Below are 19109 nucleotides of genomic sequence, written 5' to 3'. Positions count from 1 at the left end.
TCTACAAAAACGGATCAATCATTGCACAATGAAATGTTCGATATCAAATATAGCGTTGTTGAGTTTGCGAATGACGTCAGTGTCCCCGGGCGCGCCTTCGCTTGCTTCGTCAGCCAGCGTCATGAGATGTATTGCGCCAAAGCTTGCCGCCAAGCTTTTTAAACGCCAGCTGGAATACTGCCAATTTGCATCGCAACGCGACCGCGACAACAGGCTGATTTGGCGCTTCGCGCTCTCCACGAAGGACACACGCAGTTCCGCTATTAAGGATGCGTCATCCCCCACTGCAGCCTTTAACGCTGTGTCAAATGCGCCATAATCCATCGACATTGTTCGAGCTTACACCCCACAGTGTTAAGTTTGCGTTTCTCTCTCGTAATAATATGGTAAGAAAGGATTTATGACCACACGCTCAAAAATCGTCGGCTTGACGCAGCATATCTCAGACCAATCTTCGCACGACAATGTCGCGGCCGAAACGGACACGACAGCGGGTTCGCTTCCGGATGCTATCGACACTGCAAATATTGAAGATATGTATGAAGTTGAGGTGCCGCGGCATAGCGTTTTGGCGTTTGTAGTGCCGGTGGTCCTTATCCTCGCACTTGCGGGCTGGACTGCGTTTTTCGCACTGACCTATTGGCCTGAGGCGCAAGCAGGCCTCAGCAGCAATCGCATTGTTGAGCTCATTGTTAGTTGGACCGTCCCTGCATTGTTGATCGCCGTGTCGTGGCTATTGGTGATGCGCAACAGCAGCCGGGAAGCAACCCGATTTGGCAATGTTGCAGCGTCGTTACGCAAGGAAAGCGATTTGCTGAGCCAGCGGATGCGCACAGTGAACGAGGAAATCTCGTTGGCGCGCGAGTTTTTGTCGCAAAATGCGCGCGACCTCGAGTCGCTTGGACGGCAATCGTCCCAGAAATTGATGGAGTCAGCCCAGGTCCTTACAGCGGCGCTTGCCGATAGCGACCAAAAAGCAAAAACGCTCGAAGCTGTAAGCCAATCCGCGAACACGAATTTGGAGCAACTTCGTAAGCATTTGCCGGTCGTTACGAGCGCCGCGAAAGATGTGACGAACCAGATCGGAAGCGCTGGTAATGACGCCCAGATCCAGATCAAAGCGCTCATTACGACTTTGGAGCGGGTTCGCGATGCAGGCAAATCGGTTCGCGAATATGTTGATGGCGTTGAAGTGCGCGCCGACGACATGGCTGTTAAATTGGAACAGTCGCTCAGCAGCAGCGCAAAACTACTCGACGTACGGAGTGCAGAGGCGCTTGACCGCAGCGCCGAAATGGCAACGTTGATGGACAGCGCAACGCAAGCCATGTCCAGCGGCATCGCGCAGGCATCGGGTGATATCGACGCGATCCTCACCGATAGTCAGGAACATATTCAGTCGAGCCTTTCCGACTTGCGTAAGGCACTTGGCGACGTAGGTAGCCAGACGGAGCAGGAAGAGGCGCGCATCCGTGCCATGATCGCGACGATTAGCGCGCACATTCATTCAAGCGCGCAGCAGATTTCAGAAGTTGACCGCGTCGCAACCGACCAAACGTCGAAGCTTGCCTTTGCTGTATCCGCCTTGGGAGAGAGCACCCGCAATGTTGGCTCTGCACTGACAGACAACCAGCTTATCACCCAGCAACTTATTGAACAGTCCCACAAGCTGTTGGAGTCGCTGGGCACGGCGAACCATGAAATCAGCGAGACAATTCCTGCATCTATGGATGTACTCAGCGTGCAATTGTCGAATGGCGTCGCGCAGATAAAGTCGGCGTTATCGAACGCGGAATCGCTCGAGCAATTGAGTGGCAGCATGCTTGATAAGCTAAACGGTCTGGAGCAGATTATTGCGACCCAGCGCGACTCTTTGCACACACTCATGACCCAGAGCGATGCCCATTTTGCCGCCCGCCATGAGCAAGTGGATGCGCTTGGTTCGTCGCTTCGACAGACACAATCGCTGCTTCAAGAAATGTCGGACGAGGCAAATGGCCAGCTTGTCACCGCATTGCTTCGTGTTCGCGAATCGACACGCGCTGCTGCGGAAAGCAGCCGGAAGATATTGGATGATGAACTCGCCCATATTGCTGATCAGCTGACCGAGCAAAACCGAACCGCACTTGCCAATGCATTGGATGCACAAGTTGCATCGATGAATTCTGCCGTTCAGGAAGCGATTGAGCGCAATGTAGAGCTATCCGAAGCTGCGTCCCGTCTGGTCGTCAAGCAACTCGCCGAGCTGGGTGAAATGACCACCAGTCTTGAGGGCCGGATTGCCGATAGCAAAAACAGCTTGGAATCTGTTCATGATGACAGCTTGGCACGCCGCATGGTCTTGTTAACGGAATCGCTGAATTCAACAGCAATCGATGTTGGGAAAATATTGTCCAACGACATCACTGACACTGCATGGGCGTCGTATCTTAAGGGCGACAGAGGCGTGTTTACGCGCCGCACTGTACGCCTTCTCGATACCAGAGAAGCTAAGATCATCGCCAATCATTATGGCGACGACAGCGAATTCCGCGAGCATGTGAACCGCTATGTGCACGATTTTGAATCAATCATGCGCCTGTTGCTGAGCACACGTGATGGCAACGCCATTGGTGTCACGCTTCTGTCGTCCGATATCGGCAAGCTATATGTTGCACTTGCCCAAGCCATCGAACGGCTGCGGAAGTAAGTCTTAAACAGGCCTGCTTATCAGCCAGTCAAAACTGTGGCGGTCAACCCAGCCATTCACATAATTAGCATAATACAGCCCAAACAGTGCTGCGGATAACAATGTTGTCCGCAACAATATGGTGCCGGGTTGGAAGTTCCCGGGGGCGCTGTCGGCTTGTCCGGGTACCTTAGGCAGCCCTAATTCCTCATGCGTGCGTACACCGATGGGAAGGATGACAAACGCCGTCATCACCCAAAAAAGCGCGTAAATAGCGACAATTGATGTCCAATTCATGCTGTCTCCAATATCATCACATCAACGATTGGTTTTTTGCCGGTCCAGCTGACGGCTACACGGCGAACGGCCAAACGTACGGACTCGCGCAGCTTTTCATAATCGCCACGATTGTCCTTAATCGCCTTCACTGCAGCGGCCGTTGCTTCCTCGATAAAATCATCGAGATCTTCTTCGATGGGAACGCCATGCAAACGGATTTCGGGGCTACCCAGCAATCTGTCATTCGCACCAAGCGCGAACGCGACAGAAATCAATCCGTACCACGACAGACGCCGGCGCTCGTTCAATGTTGCGCCGTCAGCCGCGATAATGGTATCACCATCGAGGATAAGGCGCCCAGTACGTTCCTTACCAATCGTCTTCGGTTCGCCGGGTGCCAAACGCACGACGTCACCATTTGACTGCACGACAGACTTTGGAACGCCATGCGCAAGCGCAAATCGTGCCTGTTCCGCCATGTGACGGCGCTCGCCATGCACCGGAACAAGGATTTCAGGCCTAATCCAATCATATAGAGCCGCCAGTTCCGGCTGACCCGGGTGACCCGATACATGGACATGCGCCTGCTTTTCGGTAACCGTCAGAATGTTGCGCTCGGCCAGCTTGTTCATAATGATGCCAATGGCAATTTCATTGCCCGGGATCTGCTTGGACGAGAAGATGACGGTGTCGCCCTCCTCCAGCTTCACGGGATGATTTCCTTCGGCAATTCGCGCTAACGCAGCGCGGGCTTCGCCCTGCCCGCCTGTCGCAACAACCATGACTTCGTGGCGCGCAAGGCTATCAACTTTTTCCATATCGATGGTTTTGGGCAGATCTTTCAAATAGCCATTGGCCTGCGCTGCCTCAAGGATCCGGTGCAACGACCGACCGGCAAAGCACAAGGTACGCCCGCTCTCGCGCGCAACTTCGCCCAAAGTCTGCAATCGCGCCGCGTTGGACGCGAAAGTGGTAACAACCACCCGGCCCTTCGCGGCCTTGACGGACTTTAGCAGGTCGTCCTTCACGCTGCCTTCGCTGCCGCTATGTTCATGATTGAAGACGTTGGTAGAATCGCACACCATCGCCAATATGCCCGTGTCCCCAATCGCGGTTAGCGCGTCGGCGGCCGTTGGGCGGCCCAAGACAGGGCGCTCGTCCAGCTTCCAGTCACCGGTATGGAAAATCTTGCCATAAGGCGTGGTGATCAAACAGGCGCTCATTTCAAGGATTGAGTGCGCCAGCGTCACAAATTTAAAATCAAATGGCCCCATGGAGAATGCGCCTTCCATAGGAATGACATTCAGCTCCACGATATCCGCGATACCCTCTTCCTCAAGCTTACCGCGGATGAGCGTTGCTGTGAACGGGGTCGCATATAACGGCACACCAAGGTCAGCGGCGAAATAGGCCACCGCGCCGATATGGTCTTCATGACCATGCGTCAGGACGATGCCCAAAAGGTCTTTCTTGCGCTTCTCAATAAATTCCAGATCTGGAAGTACGAGGTCAATACCGGGATACTCTGAATTGGCAAAGGTGAGGCCAAGGTCGACCATTACCCACTTGCCATCGCAACCATATAAATTGACGTTCATGCCAATTTCATTTGATCCACCAAGAGCAAGGAAAAGCAGTTCATTTTTTGGGGTCGTCATTATATTTTTTCTCTATTCCTGTACAAAAGCGCCAGCCCCCGCAGCGTCAAATCGGGTTCTACCCGGTCAAATAAATGGCCATGTTGCTGAAACAAGATCGCCAAACCGCCGGTCGCAATAACCGATACCGGTTCGCCAATTTCATTCTTCATTCGGGCAATCATTCCCTCGATCATTGCCACATAGCCCCAATAGATACCAATCTGCATTTGTCCAACAGTGGTTGTGCCAATGACACTTTCATTTGGCGGTGGTTCGATTGCAATTCGCGGTAGCATCGCTGCTGCGCCATATAAGGCATCCAGCGACAGATTAACGCCCGGCGCGATGCTTCCGCCGTGATAAGAGCCATCGGGGCCAATATAATCAAACGTTGTCGCCGTGCCGAAGCTAATCACGATCTTATGCCCGTCTGCAAGCGCATGTGCCGCGACGGCATTCACGGCGCGATCTGCGCCGACCGACTTCGGTTCAGCTACACGCAGCTGAATGCCCCAAGCAACAGCCCCTCGCCCAGCCACAAGCGCTTCACAACCAAAATAATGCGTCGCCAACAGCTGTAGATTGTGCAGCGCGCGCGGCACGACGGTCGCGATGATTACAGCATCGATATCGGATCGGCGGAACCCTGCCATTTGGATGAGCTGATCCAACCAAACCGCATATTCATCGGCAGTGCGGCGCGCGTCTGTGGCGATGCGCCAGCGGTGCAATATCTCGCCGCTGTCATCGACCAAAGCAAACTTCGCGTTGGTATTACCCGTGTCTATTGCGAGCAACATCGCCCACCCCTTTAAACTAGAAAAACATCTGCTGCGTGAATGGCACGAATTGCGCCGTCCGCCAAGCTAAGCCGCAGCGCACCTTGATCGTCCAAGCCTTGAAAAAGCCCATGCAATTCTTCGCCATCGGGCAGTCGCGCCGACAGCGCTGTTCCACGCGGATGCGCACATTCTTCCCACTGCCGGATAATCGTGGCCGTGCCCGACAGCCGCCAGATCGACAGGTACCGCGCGAAGGCATCGGCCACGATCTCCACGCTCGACTGCGCGTCCGGTGGTGTCGCGCCAAGCGTTCGCAAGTCTGACACCTTGCGGTCAAGATTTTCCGGATGCCAAACCAGGTTCAGCCCAATGCCAACAATGACCGCATCGCCCGATCGTTCCAACAATATCCCGCACAATTTAGACCCATCGCGCGAAAGAATGTCATTTGGCCATTTCAGCGAAATGTCCACATGCGGCGCGATCTGCCGGATGGCGTCGAACACGGCCAATGCTGTTACAAAAGCCAGGCTGGCTGGCGCTGGGTCGGTATCGCGCAGACGAACAATGGTGCTTGCGAACAGATTGCCCTTTGGACTTTCCCAAGTGCGGCCGAGACGGCCTCTGCCGCCGTCCTGCGCATCGGCGCGAAGCCATAGTCCCTCGGGTGCACCCTGCGCTGCGCGCGTCAACAAATCCGCGTTCGTTGACCCTGTGAGCGCAACCTCTTCAAATATCAGCGTCAGAACAGCGCCTTTGCCGCAACCGCGGTCCAAACGCCGAGCACGGGAATGGCAAAATAACCAAGTGGTGAGTTCGCGGCGGCAAGAATACCACCAGTCCAGACCAGCACCTTGTCATCGCTGTCGGCGATAACATCAGCCGCGTCATCAAAGTACATCACCTTGACGACCTTAAGATAGTAGAATGCGCCAATAACCGAAGCCGCGATACCGATGACCGCCAATGGCAGCAGGCCGGCGGCAACAGCGGCATTGAATACCACCAGCTTACCCCAGAAACCGAACAATGGCGGAATACCCGCGAGGCTGAACATAAAAATGGCAAAGGCAGCGGCAAGCGCCGGGCGCGTCTTTGACAAGCCAGCGATATCGGCAAATTCTTCGCGATAGTTGCCGTCTTTGTCCTTGAGTTGCATCAAGCACACAAAGCCGCCCAAGGTCATGGCCACATAAATCGTCAGATAGACAAGCATGGCAGCAATGCCCTGCTCTGTTCCAGTGGCAAGCCCGATGAGGATGAAGCCCACATTGTTGATCGAGCTATACGCCATAAGGCGTTTGAGGTTTTGCTGACCAATTGCGCCAACCGCGCCGATGATGATCGACATTAGCGCCACCGCAATAATGATTTGCTGCCACACCAGAACCTGCGAACCAAATGCCTCAAGCACAACGCGCATCAACAAAGCGATCGCTGCAACCTTTGGTGCGCTCGCAAAAAACGCGGTGACGGGCGTTGGCGCGCCTTCGTACACGTCGGGTGTCCACATATGGAATGGCGCGGCACTGATCTTAAATGCCAACCCGGATAGGATGAACACGATGCCAAAGATCAGGCCAAGGCCGACTTCCTTGTCCATCGCAAGGCCGATCGCGGCAAAGCTGGTCGAACCGGCAAAGCCATAAACCAAAGATGCACCGAAAAGCAGCATACCGCTCGCAAGACCACCGAGCACGAAATATTTGAGGCCGGCTTCCGCCGAACGGCCATCCGAGCGTACGAAGCTTGCAAGGACATATGCCGAGAGACTCTGCAGCTCCAGACCGATATATAATGAAATCAGGTCCGTCGCCGATACCATAATGCCCATACCGATGCAGGAAAGCACGATAAGAACCGGATATTCAGCGCGCATTGCGCCTGCCTTTTCCAAGAAACGCGGGGCGATGGTCAGTGACACCGCCGCGGCAATATAAATCAGCAGCTTGGAGAAATTGCCAAAGGCATCATTCACCATCAAACCATCAAAAGCCGGCGCGCTGGCGCCCGAACCAAGCGCGCTGGCGGTGAAAGCAGCGGCGGCACCCAGAGCCGCAACAGCCAATATGCTGATGAGGCGTCCGGCCTGATCCTTCCAAGCAGCCAACAACAGCAAGGCAAGCGCCGAGAAGCTGAGAATGATCTCAGGACGCACCAAGGAGAGCGAAGCATTAAGTTCCATTATTAATGGCTCCCCTCAGCCACGTCTTTTTTAGGTTCATGAGCAACGCGAAAGCGCGCTGTGGTCGGGTCGACGGCCATCAATTTGCTGTCGCCAGCGGGAGCCGCCCGTTCAATACGTTCAACAATCGTCGCAACATCGCGGCGAATGGGGGCGAGGAATGTTTCGGGATATACACCCATCCACAACACCACGACCGCAATCGGCGCGAGCAACCACATTTCGCGGCCGTCAATATCCTGCATCGCGGCCGCGTCTGCATTGGCCTGCGGCCCGAATGCGATCCGGCGATAGAGATACAACATATATCCAGCGCCAAGGATGATGCCCGTTGTCGCGATCAGCGTGGCCCACGTGGACACTTTATAGGCGCCCGCAAGGCTCAGAAACTCTCCGACAAAACCGCTTGTTCCGGGCAAGCCGACGCTGGCCATGGTGAACAGCATGAGCAGCAATGCATATTTGGGCATATTCACGCTGATGCCGCCATAACGGCTGATTTCGCGTGTGTGCAGACGGTCGTAGATCACGCCCACGCAAAGGAAGAGCGCGCCCGAAACCAAACCGTGGCTGAGCATCACGATGATCGCGCCTTCAATACCCTGCTGGTTAAAGGTGAAGAGGCCGACCGTCACGATCGCCATGTGCGCGACCGACGAATAGGCGATCAGTTTCTTCATATCCTGCTGCACTAAAGCCACGAGCGATGTGTAGACAACGGCGACCATCGACAGGCCGAAGACCAAAGGAATGAAGTTGGCGCTCGCCTCTGGGAACATCGGCAAAGAGAAACGCAGGAAGCCATAGCCCCCCATTTTCAGCAACACGCCCGCCAGAATGACTGAACCCGCCGTTGGCGCCTGAACGTGCGCATCGGGAAGCCATGTGTGGACGGGCCACATCGGCATCTTGACCGCAAAGGATGCAAAAAATGCCAGCCACAACAATGTCTGCGCCTGCACAGGGAAATCGGTGTTGAGCAACGTTGGGATGTCTGCGGTGCCGGCAAACTGGATCATCCACAACATTGCGATCAGCATCACCACCGACCCAAGCAAAGTGTAAAGGAAGAATTTGTAAGACGCGTAAATGCGGTCCTGACCACCCCAGATGCCGATGATGAGATACATCGGGATCAGACCGGCTTCGAAGAAGATGTAGAACAGCAACAAGTCCTGCGCCGCGAACACGCCGATCATCAGCGTTTCCATCAACAGGAAAGCCGCCATATATTCGCCAACGCGCTTCTGAATGCTGTTCCAGCTGGCGCCGATGCAAATTGGCATCAGGAACACCGACAGCATGATGAGCGTCAACGAGATACCGTCAATCCCAAGTTTCCAACCGATCGGGCCGAACAGCTGCGCGCTTTCGGTGAACTGCCACTGCGCGCCAGCGGGATCATAGCTGATCCACAACACCACACCGAGAATGAGGTTGGCGAGGGTCGCGCCAAGCGCAATTGGGCGCGCCAATTCGGCACGAACGAACAAACACAATACCGCCGCCACCATCGGGATGGCGAGCATGATTGAAAGGACAGGCATATCTGCGGCGTTCATTATGTTCTCACCATCATCCAGCTAACCGCTGTGACAAGGCCCAAAAGCATCACCAGCGCATATGTATAAAGATAACCCGACTGCATTTTAACCGCGAGCTTGCTGCCAAAGGACACGACAGCCGCGGAACCATTTGGCCCAAACCGGTCGATAATGCCAATGTCACCCTGCTTCCAGAACAGGCGTCCAAACCAAAAGGCCGGGCGGACAAAGACTGCGTCATATAGTTCATCGAAATACCATTTGTTCAGGAAGAAACGGTACAATGGTGCAAATGCCGAAGCCAAGCGCTGCGGCGCATCCTTTGACAGCTGATACATCACATAAGCAACCAACAAGCCGGTCAGCATGGCCACGGTCGACGACAGCTTCACCCACATTGGAACCTCGTGCATGGCGTGCATCAAATGTTCATTGAAGAACAATGTGCTGTTCGCCCAGAACGCCTTGCCGGTTTCGGCTTCAATGAAGCCACCGTGGAATACAAAACCAGCGAAAATCGCGCCCAATGTCAGCACGCCCAATGGAATGAGCATCGGTAGCGGGCTTTCATGTGGATGATAGCCAGCGGTACCGTCATCGTGCCCGGCATGGGTATGGGCATGATCATGCCCATGTTCATCATGATCGCCATGGTCGTGCATCGCATGTTGAATATGCTCCGACTGTGCCCAACGCGGCGTTCCGAAGAATGTCAGGAACATCAGGCGCCAGCTGTAGAAGCTGGTCAACAATGCCGCCAGAACGCCAATGCCAAACGCATACATATGGAAGGTCGAGTGGCTCGCAAATGCGGCTTCGATGATCGCATCCTTGGAATAGAAACCCGCGAATCCGCCGACGCCAACAATACCAACACCGGTAATCGCCAAGGTGCCCGCCATCATCGCCCAGAAGGTCAGCGGGATATGTTTCCGCAAACCACCATAATAACGCATGTCCTGTTCATGATGCATCGCGTGGATGACTGAGCCTGCACCAAGGAACAACAAAGCCTTAAAGAAAGCGTGCGTGAACAAATGGAACATCGCCGCGCCATATGCGCCGGTGCCCGCGGCAAAGAACATATATCCAAGCTGCGAGCATGTGGAGTACGCAATGACGCGTTTGATGTCGGTTTGCACCAAGCCAACGGTCGCTGCAAAAATGGCCGTCGTCGCGCCGACTATCGTCACAACGTCGAGCGCAAACTGGCTTGTTTCAAACAATGGCGACAGGCGGCAAACCATGAACACGCCAGCGGTAACCATCGTTGCCGCGTGAATAAGCGCCGACACAGGTGTCGGACCTTCCATCGCGTCGGGCAGCCATGTGTGCAGGCCCAACTGCGCAGATTTGCCCATCGCACCGATGAACAGCAATATGCACAGCAAGCTCATTGTATCGACGCGGAACCCAAGGAAACCAATGCTTGATCCGACCTTGTCAGGTGCCGCCGCCAAAATGTCCGGGATGGACACCGTGCCAAACAACCAGAACACGCCGAAGATACCCAGCATGAAGCCAAGGTCACCCACGCGGTTCACAACAAATGCCTTAATCGCGGCGGCATTCGCGCTTGGCTTTTTGTACCAGAAACCAATCAACAGATAAGACGCAAGGCCAACCCCTTCCCATCCAAAGAACATTTGGACGAGATTGTTGGCGGTCACGAGCATCAACATCGCGAAAGTGAACAACGACAGATACGCAAAGAAGCGCGGCTGATCGGGATCTTCTTCCATATAGCCCCAGCTATACAGATGGACGAGCGCGGATACGGTGGTGATGACCACCAACATAACCGCGGTCAGCGCATCAACCCGCAATTCCCAATCGAATGACAAATCACCCGACTGGACCCAGTTCATCACGGGCGCGACATAAGCGGTCTCGCTGCCGTTGAGAAAGCCGATGAAAATCGGCCAGCTCAGCAAGGACGCCGTGAACAGGCCAGCTGTAGTAATGGTCTTGGATGCAACGGCGCCAATAAAGCGTTGGCCGAGACCCGCGACGAGCGCAGCCAAAAGCGGAAGAAAAACAATGATATGGATCGAAGTCACTGGATGTTATCCCTTCATCCGGTTGACATCGTCAACGGCAATGGTGCCCCGGCCACGGAAGTAGATGACCAATATGGCAAGGCCAATGGCCGCTTCGCCAGCAGCCACCGTCAGCACGAACATCGCGAAAATCTGGCCCGTAAGGTCGCCAAGAAAGACGCTGAACGCCACGAGGTTGATATTTACCGCCAGCAAAATGAGCTCAATCGCCATCAGAATGATGATCACATTTTTGCGGTTCAGGAAAATCCCCAGCACACCCATGACAAACAGAATGCTGCTCACCACGAGATAATGTTCGATACCAATCACAACTCGATCCCCTGCCCTACCGGTTGATTGACATTGCGCGTCGCGTCTTCAGGACGGCGCTGTACCTGGCTGCTGATGCTCTGGCCGCGGGTGCCATGGCTCTTACGATGGGTCAGAACAATCGCGCCCACCATGGCCACCAAAAGAATGAGGCCCGCGGTTTCAAACATGAACACATATTTGCTGTACAGCAGGCCGCCAATAGCTTCGATATTGGGAACAGCCGCCGACACGGTGGCTGCTCCAGCCTCCGGCGTACCCAGTGCAACTGCACCCGCCTGATACGCGCCAATGCCCAGAACGAGCTCTGCTGCGAGAACAACGGCGAGCAGCAAACCGAGCGGAACGTTTTTCACAAAACCGGCGCGCAGTTCGGCAAAGTCGATGTCGAGCATCATGACCACAAACAGGAACAGCACGGCGACTGCACCAACGTAGACAATAACGAGCAGCATCGCGATGAATTCCGCGCCGATCAAGACCATGAGGCCAGCGGCGTTAAAGAACGCGACGATCAGCCACAGCACGCTGTGCACGGGGTTGCGCGCAAAGATGACCATCGCGGCAGACGCGATGACGATGCTTGCGAAGATATAGAATGAGACGAGTTGGATCACGATGGGCCGCCCTTAACGATAGGGTGCATCGGCGGCAAGGTTCGCGGCAATTGCCCGTTCCCATTTCGCGCCGTTGTCGAGAAGCTTGGCCTTGTCATAAAACAATTCCTCGCGTGTTTCGGTTGCAAATTCGAGGTTTGGTCCCTCGACAATTGCATCCACTGGGCAAGCTTCTTGGCAGAAACCGCAATAGATGCACTTCGTCATGTCGATGTCATAGCGCGTGGTGCGGCGGCTGCCGTCTTCGCGCGGTTCTGACTCGATGGTGATAGCCAATGCAGGGCACACCGCTTCGCACAGCTTGCACGCAATGCACCGTTCTTCCCCATTGGGGTAGCGCCGCAAAGCATGCTCACCGCGAAAACGCGGGCTCAACGGGTTCTTTTCGAACGGATAGTTGATCGTCGCCTTTGGCTTGAAGAAATATTGCAAGGTCAACCAGTGCGCCTTGACGAATTCCCAAAGGGTGAAGGTTTTGATGAGATGCGCGATGGTGGTCATGCGAAATGTCCTGTGAACATAAGATAGCCGCTCACCAAAAAGACCCAGAATAGCGAGATTGGCAGGAATACTTTCCAACCCAGACGCATCAATTGGTCATAACGGTAACGCGGTACAGTCGCCTTCACCCAAGCGAAGACAAAGAACATCAAAAGGATTTTGGCGAAGAACCAGATGATGCCGGGAACGGCATATAATGGCGCCCAATCCACTGGCGGCAAATATCCACCCCAGAAAAGGATGGCATTAAGCGCGCACATCAACAGCACGTTGGCATATTCGCCCAGCCAGAACAAAGCGAACGCCATCGACGAATATTCGGTCTGATAACCGGCGACCAGTTCACTCTCGGCCTCGGTCAAATCGAAAGGCGCGCGTGCGGTTTCTGCCATGGAACTGATGAGGAACATGATCGCAATCGGGAACAGCAACGGGTTGAACGCATAAGCGTTGATGAAGCCGAATATATGGCTCCGCTGGCCCTCGACAATGCCGCCCACATTGAATGTACCGGCCCAAAGCACAATGCAGATCAGAATGAAGCCAATCGAGACTTCGTACGAAATCATCTGCGCCGCCGCACGCATCGCGGAATAAAACGGGTATTTAGAGTTGGAAGCCCAACCGGCAATGACCACGCCATATACGCCAAGGCTGCTAATCGCGAGAATGTAGAGCAAGCCCACGTTGATATTGGACAGCACAACGCCGTCAGCAAACGGAATAACCGCCCACGCCATCAATGCCACGGTGAAGGTAATAATCGGCGCAATCAAAAACAGTCCGCGGTTCGACGCGCTTGGGATGATTGTTTCCTGCAGAAACACCTTAAGTCCGTCCGCGAACGACTGAAGGACGCCGAAGGGACCAACCACGTTGGGACCACGGCGAAGTGCAAAAGCTGCCCATAATTTGCGTTCGGCATAAATGATGAGCGCGACGGCCAGCATCAGCGGCAATGCAATGAGCAATATGCCCGCAATGGTTGCGGTGAACCATGCGGCTTCGTAGCTCATCCCAAGGCTTTGGAAGAAAGATGTCATTCCGCTGCCTCCAGATATTGCGTGCCGTGCACCAGTTCCGCCGAGCACCGCTGCATCGTTTCCGACGCGCGGCAAATTGCATTGGTCAGGTAGAAATCCTTAATCGGATAATCGGCGATCTTGCCATTTACGGCTGACGGCAATGTCGGTTCAGACCAGCCATAATCGGCAAGGCCTTCGACGCCCAATGCTGGGACAGCTTTTGCCATTTCGGCACGCAATGCCTCAAGGCTGTCAAACGGTAGGCGCTGACCAAGTACATCAGACAAGGCACGGAATATCGCCCAATCTTCACGCGCATCACCGGGTGGGAACACGGCGCGTTCCCCGCGCTGCACGCGGCCTTCGAGGTTGACGTACGTGCCCGATTTTTCGCTATACGCTGCACCTGGCAAAATGACGTCGGCATGATGCGCGCCATTGTCGCCATGATGGCCGACATAAACTTTGAAGCTGCCCGCAAACAGGCTGTAATCGGCTTCATCCGCCGCGAGGAAGAACGCCAGCTTGGGCGACTTGGCCGCCAACGCCTTGATACCGCCATCATGCGCAAATCCAAGCATCAGTCCGCCCATACGCGCTGCCGCAAAGTGCAGCACGTTAAAGCCATTCCAGCCATCACGGACGAGTTTATATTTCGACGCAAACGCCAATGCCGCGCCATGGACGCCCTCATAACGTAGCGCGCCGCCGCCGACGATGATCGCTGGGCGCTCTGCGGCCTTCAATGCATCGGCAAGGGCCTTTGGCGCTTTCGCCAGTGCGCTCAAGTCGTCGCCGAGCCATTCAACCTTATAGGTCAAATCCGTTACTGGCCCGATGGCAAACACCTTCGCACTGCGCTTGCGAATGGCTTTTTGAATACGCGTGTTCACCAAAGGTGCTTCGCGGCGCAGGTCGCTGCCAACCAACAAGATCACGTCCGCATTTTCGATGCCCGCGATGGTGGTGTTGAAGTTTACCGCGCTTAGGCTCGACGTATCATATGCAAGCCCCGTTTGACGGCCCTCAAGCATCGACGCGCCTGCAAGCGCACGCGCGGCAAACATTGTTTCGCAATCGACCTGATCGCCTGCGATTACCGCAGCATCGCCGGACCAATTGGCCTTGATTGCGTCAAATGCCTCGGCCCAGCTCGCTGCAACAAGCTTGCCATCCTTGCGGATATACGGCTTGTCCAAACGGCGATGCGTGAGGCCATCTACGGCATGGCGTGTCTTATCCGACGCCCATTCTTCGTTCACATCATCATTGATGCGCGGAAGCGCGCGCAATACGGCCCTGCCCCGGCTATCGAGGCGGATGTTGGTGCCGACCGCGTCCATTACGTCGATGCTTGGCGTCTTTTTCAATTCCCATGGGCGTGCCTCGAAAGCATAAGGCTTCGACGTCAGCGCACCGACCGGGCACAGGTCCACGACATTGCCCGAAAGCTCGCTCTGCATGGCGTGCTCCAGATAGGTCGTGATCTGCATATTCTCGCCGCGGCCAATCGCGCCGACTTCTTCAATGCCCGCGACTTCTTCCGTGAACCGAACGCAACGTGTGCATTGAATGCAACGTGTCATCGCCGTTTTGACGATTGGGCCCATATATTTTTCGGTAACCGCACGCTTGTTTTCTTCGAAGCGCGATGCACCGCGCCCATAGGCCACGCTCTGGTCCTGCAAATCGCATTCACCACCTTGGTCGCAAATCGGGCAATCCAACGGGTGATTGATGAGCAGAAACTCCATCACACCTTCGCGTGCCTTTTTGACCATCGGGCTGTCGGTTTTGATGATCTGCCCTTCGGTGACGGGCAGCGCACAGCTTGCCTGAGGCTTTGGTGGCCCAGGGGCAACCTCGACCAAGCACATGCGGCAGTTGCCCGCAATGGACAGCCGTTCATGATAGCAAAAGCGCGGAATTTCCTTCCCCGCCATCTCACACGCCTGAAGCACAGTTGCGCCTGCAGGAACTTCGAGTTCTAAACCGTCTACGGTGACTTTAGGCATTATTATTCTGCTGCCTCCAACATATCGTCGCCCTTGGCTTCGTGAATGCGGCGTTCCATCTCTGGACGGAAATGCTTAATGAGGCCTTGAATTGGCCACGCAGCGGCATCGCCAAGCGCACAAATTGTGTGGCCTTCGACCTGCTTCGTGACATCGTACAGGGTATCAATGTCGCCAATCTCGGCGTTGCCCGTGCGCATTTTTTCCATGACGCGCCACATCCAGCCAGTGCCTTCGCGGCATGGCGTACATTGGCCGCAGCTTTCATGCTTATAGAAATAAGAAAGCCGCGAAATTGCGCGCACGATGTCTGTCGACTTGTCCATAACGATGACCGCTGCGGTACCAAGGCCGGAACCGACGGCTTTACAGCCGTCAAAATCCATGGGCACGTCCATCATCATGGCGGCAGGCACCAATGGTACCGACGAGCCCCCCGGAATGACGGCGAGCAGATTATCCCAACCACCGCGAATACCACCGCAATGCTTTTCGATCAGCTCGCGGAATGGAATGCCCATTTCTTCTTCGACGACGCATGGCTTTTCGACATGGCCCGAAATCTGGAACAGCTTCGTGCCATGGTTATTCTCGCGGCCAAAGCTTTTGAACCATGCCGCGCCGCGACGCAGGATGGTTGGGACGACAGCAATGCTCTCAACATTGTTCACCGTCGTTGGGCAGCCATAAAGGCCCGCGCCTGCAGGAAATGGCGGTTTCAGGCGGGGTTGCCCCTTTTTGCCTTCAAGGCTTTCGATCATCGCGGTTTCTTCGCCGCAGATATAGGCGCCTGCGCCGCGATGGACGAACACGTCAAAGTCATAGCCCGACTTGGCGGCATTTTTGCCCAACAGACCGGCTGCATATGCCTCGGCAACAGCCTTTTCGAGGACCTTGGCTTCGAAAATATATTCGCCGCGAATGTAGATGTAGGCCGCACGCGCGCGCATCGCAAAACCGGCGATCAACGCGCCTTCGATCAGCTTGTGTGGATCATGGCGGATGATTTCGCGATCTTTGCACGAACCGGGTTCAGACTCGTCGGCATTGATGACAAGGAAGTTTGGACGTTCGGGCGTCGGTGCCTTGGGCATAAAGCTCCACTTCATACCGGTCGGGAAGCCAGCGCCACCCCGGCCACGAAGCCCGGATGCCTTCACTTCTTCGATAATGGCGTCTTGTCCGGCCTTCATCAAATTGGCAGTTTTGTCCCAATCGCCACGCGCCTGCGCAGCTTTCAAGCCGAAATCTTGATAGCCGTAAAGGTTGGTAAAAATGCGGTCTTTGTCAGCGAGCATCAGCCCAAACCTCCAAGAAGAAACCATGCGCCGCCGGCAATCAATAGCGCAATGACGGCAAGTTTAAACATGCCCTTGAGCAGTTTCCACGCCACGAACGCAGCCACAAGAACGCCGATTAGTGGGAGAAATTCCATCAATATTCCCCCCGATAATCATGGTTCTTATCAACCATCGCCTGCAATGTCGTAGCACCGCCATAAGGTTCAACCGTGTGGCGTCCGGGCAACTGTGTGCCGACCTTTGGCTGCTTGCCATCCGACAAGTCCTGCAAAATGGCGGTCATGCTGTCGTAATCGAGGTCTTCGTAATTATCGTCGTTGATCTGAACCATCGGTGCAGAGGCGCAATTGCCCATGCATTCAACTTCGTTCAGCGTGAACATGCCGTCGGGCGTTGTTGCGCCTTTAACGAGGCCCCGGTTCTTGCATGCCGCCATGATATCGTCCGAGCCACGCAACATGCACGGCGTGGTGCCGCATACTTGCACATGGAAACGGCCGACGGGCGCGAGATTGTACATGGTGTAGAAGGTCGCGACTTCATATGCGCGCATATATGGCATGCCGAGATAGCTTGCGACATATTCGATCACGGGAACCGGCAGCCAGCCTTGCGTCTGTGTTTCTTCGCCCACCTGACGTTGCGCCAGATCAAGCAGCGCCATCACCGCAGATTGCTGACGTCCGGCAGGGTAGCGTCCGATGTACATGTCGGCGGTCTTCTTGTTTTCAGCCGAAAACGCAAAGGCGCCAAATTGTGCGCGTGCATCCGCTTCGTTTGGAGTGTGTGCTGCATCAGCCATGTGCTTCGTTCCGTCCCCAAATACGTCCCAAATATGCGCCAAACATCATGGCAGCAGCGGTCGAACCAACTTCCTTGATCGAAACTTCGCCATGGAACAGCCACAGATACGCCGCGACCATCGCGATGGAACCCAATGCAGCGCTCGCTAGAAAAAGCACTTCCCGCGTCATTACCGGTCACACTCCCCAAACACGATGTCGAGTGCACCCAAGATCGCCGTGGTATCCGCAAGCATATGCCCACGGCTCATGAAATCCATTGCCTGCAAATGCGAGAATGCCGTCGGGCGGATTTTGCAACGATACGGCTTGTTGGTGCCGTCGGAGACCAAATACACGCCGAATTCGCCCTTGGGGCTCTCGGTCGCGACATAGACGCTGCCGGCAGGAACCTTGAAGCCTTCGGTGTAGAGTTTGAAGTGATGGATCAACGCTTCCATCGACTGCTTCATTTCCGCGCGCTTGGGCGGCGAAACCTTGCGGTCGTCGCTGCAGACAGGGCCTTCAGGCATCTGCTGAAGACATTGCTTCATAATGCGGACGGACTGACGCACTTCTTCAACGCGGACCATGAACCGGTCATAGCAATCGCCACGCGTGCCGACAGGAATGTCAAAATCCATTTTGGCATATACGTCATATGGCTGGCTCTTGCGGATATCCCATGGAATGCCCGCGCCACGGATCATTGGACCCGAAAAGCCCCATTTGATCGCGTCTTCTTTCGAGACGATCGCGATATCCACGTTACGCTGTTTAAAAATACGGTTGTCGACCACCAATGACATCGCGTCTTCAAACAGACGCGGCATACGGTCATCAAGCCATTCGGCGATATCGGTCAAAAGCTTTAATGGCACATCCTGATGCACACCACCGGGGCGGAACCACGCCGCATGCATACGCGCGCCGCTCGCGCGTTCATAAAACGCCATGCAGTCTTCACGGATTTCGTAAAGCCACAAAGGCGGCGTCATCGCACCAACATCGATAATGTGGTGCGCAATGTTTAGCGTATGGTTTTTGATACGCGTCAATTCGGCAAACAATACGCGCAAATATTGTGCGCGGATGGGCACTTCGAGGTCGAGCAGTTTTTCGACAGCCAGAACATAGCTGTGCTCCATCGCCATAGGCGACGCATAATCCAACCGATCAAAATAGGGCAAAGCCTGCAGATAGGTTTTATACTCAATCAGCTTTTCCGTACCGCGGTGCAACAGGCCGATATGCGGGTCTAGGCGCTCGACGATTTCACCATCGAGTTCCATGACCAGACGCAGAACGCCGTGCGCGGCAGGGTGCTGCGGACCAAAGTTAATCGTATAATTCTGGATGACTTCATCGCCAGTTGTCGGGGCGAGATCCTGCTGCATG

Annotated in this window: 19 protein-coding genes; 1 reads left to right on the top strand and 18 read right to left on the bottom strand. The window is 55.0% G+C overall.

Annotated features, from left to right (window positions below; translation table 11 throughout):
• Positions 1–18 precede the first annotated feature (18 nt).
• Complete coding sequence (locus tag GGR91_RS05000) at positions 19–330, bottom strand: Hpt domain-containing protein (RefSeq protein ID WP_183940642.1); 312 nt, start codon at positions 328–330, stop codon at positions 19–21.
• Between the two features lie 70 nt (positions 331–400).
• Between GGR91_RS05000 and GGR91_RS04995 the strand changes: the two genes are divergently transcribed.
• On the top strand, positions 401–2689 hold the full coding sequence (locus GGR91_RS04995) for a coiled-coil domain-containing protein (RefSeq protein ID WP_183940640.1): 2289 nt from the start codon (positions 401–403) through the stop codon (positions 2687–2689).
• 3 nt (positions 2690–2692) lie between these two features.
• Here GGR91_RS04995 and GGR91_RS04990 read toward each other — a convergent pair whose 3' ends face one another.
• Genes GGR91_RS04990 through GGR91_RS04910 form a run of 17 tightly spaced genes read right to left on the bottom strand, consistent with a single transcriptional unit; the run spans position 2693 to position 19108 of the window.
• On the bottom strand, positions 2693–2965 hold the full coding sequence (locus GGR91_RS04990; RefSeq protein WP_183940638.1) for a DUF1467 family protein: 273 nt from the start codon (positions 2963–2965) through the stop codon (positions 2693–2695).
• Positions 2962–4605, bottom strand: a complete 1644-nt coding sequence (locus tag GGR91_RS04985; protein WP_183940635.1) for a ribonuclease J — start codon at positions 4603–4605, stop codon at positions 2962–2964. Before GGR91_RS04985 ends, GGR91_RS04990 begins: the two co-directional genes overlap by 4 nt.
• Positions 4605–5387, bottom strand: coding sequence for a type III pantothenate kinase (locus GGR91_RS04980; protein WP_183940633.1), 783 nt, complete (start codon positions 5385–5387; stop codon positions 4605–4607). Before GGR91_RS04980 ends, GGR91_RS04985 begins: the two co-directional genes overlap by 1 nt.
• Before the next feature lie 11 nt (positions 5388–5398).
• The gene (locus GGR91_RS04975; protein ID WP_322788770.1) at positions 5399–6145 is read right to left on the bottom strand and encodes a biotin--[acetyl-CoA-carboxylase] ligase; all 747 of its coding nucleotides are present in this window, start codon (positions 6143–6145) and stop codon (positions 5399–5401) included.
• On the bottom strand, positions 6112–7554 hold the full coding sequence (gene nuoN, locus GGR91_RS04970; RefSeq protein WP_183940631.1) for an NADH-quinone oxidoreductase subunit NuoN: 1443 nt from the start codon (positions 7552–7554) through the stop codon (positions 6112–6114). Before nuoN ends, GGR91_RS04975 begins: the two co-directional genes overlap by 34 nt.
• Before the next feature lie 2 nt (positions 7555–7556).
• On the bottom strand, positions 7557–9116 hold the full coding sequence (locus GGR91_RS04965) for an NADH-quinone oxidoreductase subunit M (protein ID WP_183940629.1): 1560 nt from the start codon (positions 9114–9116) through the stop codon (positions 7557–7559).
• A complete protein-coding gene (nuoL, locus tag GGR91_RS04960) occupies positions 9116–11158 on the bottom strand; it encodes an NADH-quinone oxidoreductase subunit L (protein WP_183940627.1) in 2043 nt (680 codons plus the stop codon). The genes GGR91_RS04965 and nuoL overlap by 1 nt, the downstream gene beginning before the upstream one ends.
• Before the next feature lie 6 nt (positions 11159–11164).
• A complete protein-coding gene (gene nuoK / locus GGR91_RS04955; RefSeq protein WP_125230259.1) occupies positions 11165–11470 on the bottom strand; it encodes an NADH-quinone oxidoreductase subunit NuoK in 306 nt (101 codons plus the stop codon).
• Positions 11467–12087 carry an NADH-quinone oxidoreductase subunit J gene (locus GGR91_RS04950; RefSeq protein WP_183940624.1) on the bottom strand — a complete coding sequence of 207 codons (621 nt, stop codon included), beginning with the start codon at positions 12085–12087 and terminating at the stop codon, positions 11467–11469. The genes nuoK and GGR91_RS04950 overlap by 4 nt, the downstream gene beginning before the upstream one ends.
• Before the next feature lie 12 nt (positions 12088–12099).
• Positions 12100–12588 (bottom strand): NADH-quinone oxidoreductase subunit NuoI, encoded by a 489-nt coding sequence (gene nuoI, locus GGR91_RS04945; RefSeq protein WP_183940622.1) that lies wholly within the window; start codon positions 12586–12588, stop codon positions 12100–12102.
• Positions 12585–13631, bottom strand: a complete 1047-nt coding sequence (nuoH, locus tag GGR91_RS04940; RefSeq protein WP_183940620.1) for an NADH-quinone oxidoreductase subunit NuoH — start codon at positions 13629–13631, stop codon at positions 12585–12587. The genes nuoI and nuoH overlap by 4 nt, the downstream gene beginning before the upstream one ends.
• A complete protein-coding gene (gene nuoG / locus GGR91_RS04935; RefSeq protein ID WP_183940618.1) occupies positions 13628–15628 on the bottom strand; it encodes an NADH-quinone oxidoreductase subunit NuoG in 2001 nt (666 codons plus the stop codon). The genes nuoH and nuoG overlap by 4 nt, the downstream gene beginning before the upstream one ends.
• 2 nt (positions 15629–15630) lie before the next feature.
• Positions 15631–16926 (bottom strand): NADH-quinone oxidoreductase subunit NuoF, encoded by a 1296-nt coding sequence (nuoF, locus tag GGR91_RS04930; RefSeq protein ID WP_183940615.1) that lies wholly within the window; start codon positions 16924–16926, stop codon positions 15631–15633.
• Positions 16926–17063, bottom strand: a complete 138-nt coding sequence (locus GGR91_RS04925) for a hypothetical protein (protein ID WP_183940613.1) — start codon at positions 17061–17063, stop codon at positions 16926–16928. Before GGR91_RS04925 ends, nuoF begins: the two co-directional genes overlap by 1 nt.
• Positions 17063–17731: a complex I 24 kDa subunit family protein gene (locus GGR91_RS04920; RefSeq protein ID WP_183940611.1), complete on the bottom strand. Its 669-nt coding sequence runs from the start codon at positions 17729–17731 to the stop codon at positions 17063–17065. The genes GGR91_RS04925 and GGR91_RS04920 overlap by 1 nt, the downstream gene beginning before the upstream one ends.
• On the bottom strand, positions 17724–17903 hold the full coding sequence (locus GGR91_RS04915) for a hypothetical protein (protein ID WP_183940609.1): 180 nt from the start codon (positions 17901–17903) through the stop codon (positions 17724–17726). The genes GGR91_RS04920 and GGR91_RS04915 overlap by 8 nt, the downstream gene beginning before the upstream one ends.
• Complete coding sequence (locus GGR91_RS04910) at positions 17903–19108, bottom strand: NADH-quinone oxidoreductase subunit D (RefSeq protein ID WP_371930405.1); 1206 nt, start codon at positions 19106–19108, stop codon at positions 17903–17905. The genes GGR91_RS04915 and GGR91_RS04910 overlap by 1 nt, the downstream gene beginning before the upstream one ends.
• Position 19109: the final 1 nt, after the last annotated feature.

It is taken from the genome of Sphingorhabdus rigui (genome assembly GCF_014196595.1).
Lineage (GTDB): Bacteria > Pseudomonadota > Alphaproteobacteria > Sphingomonadales > Sphingomonadaceae > Sphingorhabdus_B > Sphingorhabdus_B rigui.
This window is presented reverse-complemented; position numbering and strand designations above follow the sequence as displayed.